Source organism: Mesorhizobium sp. M2A.F.Ca.ET.067.02.1.1 (assembly GCF_004023285.1).
Lineage (GTDB): Bacteria > Pseudomonadota > Alphaproteobacteria > Rhizobiales > Rhizobiaceae > Mesorhizobium.
Genome location: NZ_RZSB01001030.1, coordinates 1 through 1,680, shown reverse-complemented (window position 1 = coordinate 1,680; position 1,680 = coordinate 1). Strand labels below are relative to the sequence as shown.

Below are 1,680 nucleotides of genomic sequence, written 5' to 3'. Positions count from 1 at the left end.
GGTGCTCCAACAGGCCTCGCTCTAGCTCGCGTTCTGACATCTCCGGACCAAGTGAAAGGAAGTCGAAGCTGTAGGGGTCCTTCATGAGTTCTTGTGCGAGGTCGGACTGAGGGGCGGGAAGCGTGCGCGTGAAGTTGGTCAGCGCCTTGCCTTTCCGACCAAACAGGTCGCTTTCAAATTTGGTGGGCCAGGACGTTTCGGCTCCAGCCGTGTTCGGCAGCTTGCCGAGCATACCAAAGCCGTTGCTCGCTGCTCTTTGTGCGCTCGACGAGTTTGATGGCATGTCCCCAAGGCAATTGTGCAACAACCTGTTGCACAATTTCACGCCGGGAAAGGCCTCGGCGAACGCCCTCATGTATTTCAGGTTTCGGGAGGAGAGACCCGACATCTGCGGGAAGTCGCGGCGCAGGTCAGCAGCCAAGCGATCAATGGCATCGCTTTGTCTGTTCAAGATGTCGCGGCCGATAGAGGAGGATCAGCTCTTCGTTGACGGAGAGAGCGGCCCTGAGGCGAGCTGTGCGGATGCGCTCCTTCAACTCGGAGAGCAATGAGGCGTAGCCGTCTTTGCCTGAGGCGGGAAAGGTTTCGGTCAGGAGTCGAATTTAGCAGGATGCGCGCGGGAAAGCATAGGAAGAAATGCTGCTCTCCGCGACAACGCGCACGGCAGCGTGTCGCGGACCGCAAGCTTTTAGCCCTCCGTCGCGCTGGATGCTCGAGGCGATCTCCGGTGGATCGTCGAGCTAGCCACCGCGAAGGTGCTTCGCGCCCACATCTTCTACTCAACCCGATCCTCATCGCGATCGGAAAACTCGGGCATGATGTCGCCGGCCAGCAGCTTCTCCTTCGACAGCAGCCCTGCGTCCTCGAGGGCCTCGAACTCCGGCAGTTGCCGTAGCGTGTCGAGCCCGAACTGCGACAGGAAAGTTTTGGTTGTCACATAGGTATAAGGCGCGCCCGGCTGCGGGCTGCGTGGCCCCGAGGCGATCAGCTCCTGCGCGCGCAGCACACCAATCAGATCGCGCGACACCTCCTTGCCGAAAAAGCTCGACAGCTCGCCGCGCGTAATCGGCTGGAAATAGGCAATGCACATCAGCACGAGCGCCTCGGATTGCGACAGGTCTGTCGATCCCTCCCTCGCAGGCGCACCGAATGCGGCGTGGATGACGTCGCCAAAAGCCTTTTTGGTCCGGTGCTGCCAGCCGCCGGCGACCGAGACCAGCATAAGGGCGGCCGGCGAGCTCGGCGCGGATGTCGTCGATGATCAGCTCGAGATTGCAGCTTTTGCCGACGACGCGCGACAGCACCTCGCGCGGCACCGGCTCGCTGGCCGCAAAGATCACCGCTTCGACGCGGCCCATCCACTCGCGCCAGCGCAGTTCTGGCGGCAGGTGCTCAAGCTCGGTGTCAATCAGCGTTCGCTGGACATCACCCCTGCCTCGCGGGCGTTCGGATCGGGCTGCCTCGCTCATCGCTAGAGCCCAAACAGCCGGAAGCTGGGGCGGCCCGACAGCTCGCGCACGGCATCGAGTTGTTGCAGGCGCTCGAACAGGCGCCGCGCCGCGGCGAAAAGCTCTTGGCGGTGGCGCCGAAACTGCGCGCCAAGGGCGCCGGCGACGTGATCTTTCTGCTGCTCAACGACGATGCCGTCTCCGGCTCGATGACGACGAAAAACCTGTCGCG

1 protein-coding gene and 4 pseudogenes are annotated in these 1,680 nt (G+C 62.6%); 1 reads left to right on the top strand and 4 read right to left on the bottom strand.

Annotated elements, in window-relative coordinates; all coding sequences use genetic code 11:
- The 4 genes and pseudogenes from EOA28_RS40700 to EOA28_RS41220 form a co-directional block, all read right to left on the bottom strand.
- A pseudogene (locus tag EOA28_RS40700) lies at positions 1–232 on the bottom strand (DUF1016 domain-containing protein); the annotation flags it as partial.
- Positions 174–421 (bottom strand): annotated as a pseudogene (locus EOA28_RS40695) (DUF1016 N-terminal domain-containing protein). The pseudogenes EOA28_RS40700 and EOA28_RS40695, both read right to left, overlap by 59 nt.
- A 354-nt stretch (positions 422–775) precedes the next feature.
- Positions 776–1,469: pseudogene (locus EOA28_RS35035) on the bottom strand (SMC-Scp complex subunit ScpB).
- Positions 1,470–1,471: 2 nt separating this feature from the next.
- Positions 1,472–1,537, bottom strand: coding sequence for a hypothetical protein (locus EOA28_RS41220; protein ID WP_348633451.1), 66 nt, complete (start codon positions 1,535–1,537; stop codon positions 1,472–1,474).
- Between EOA28_RS41220 and EOA28_RS39275 the strand changes: the two are divergent.
- Positions 1,535–1,680 (top strand): annotated as a pseudogene (locus EOA28_RS39275) (DUF1403 family protein); the annotation flags it as partial. The gene EOA28_RS41220 and the pseudogene EOA28_RS39275 overlap by 3 nt on opposite strands.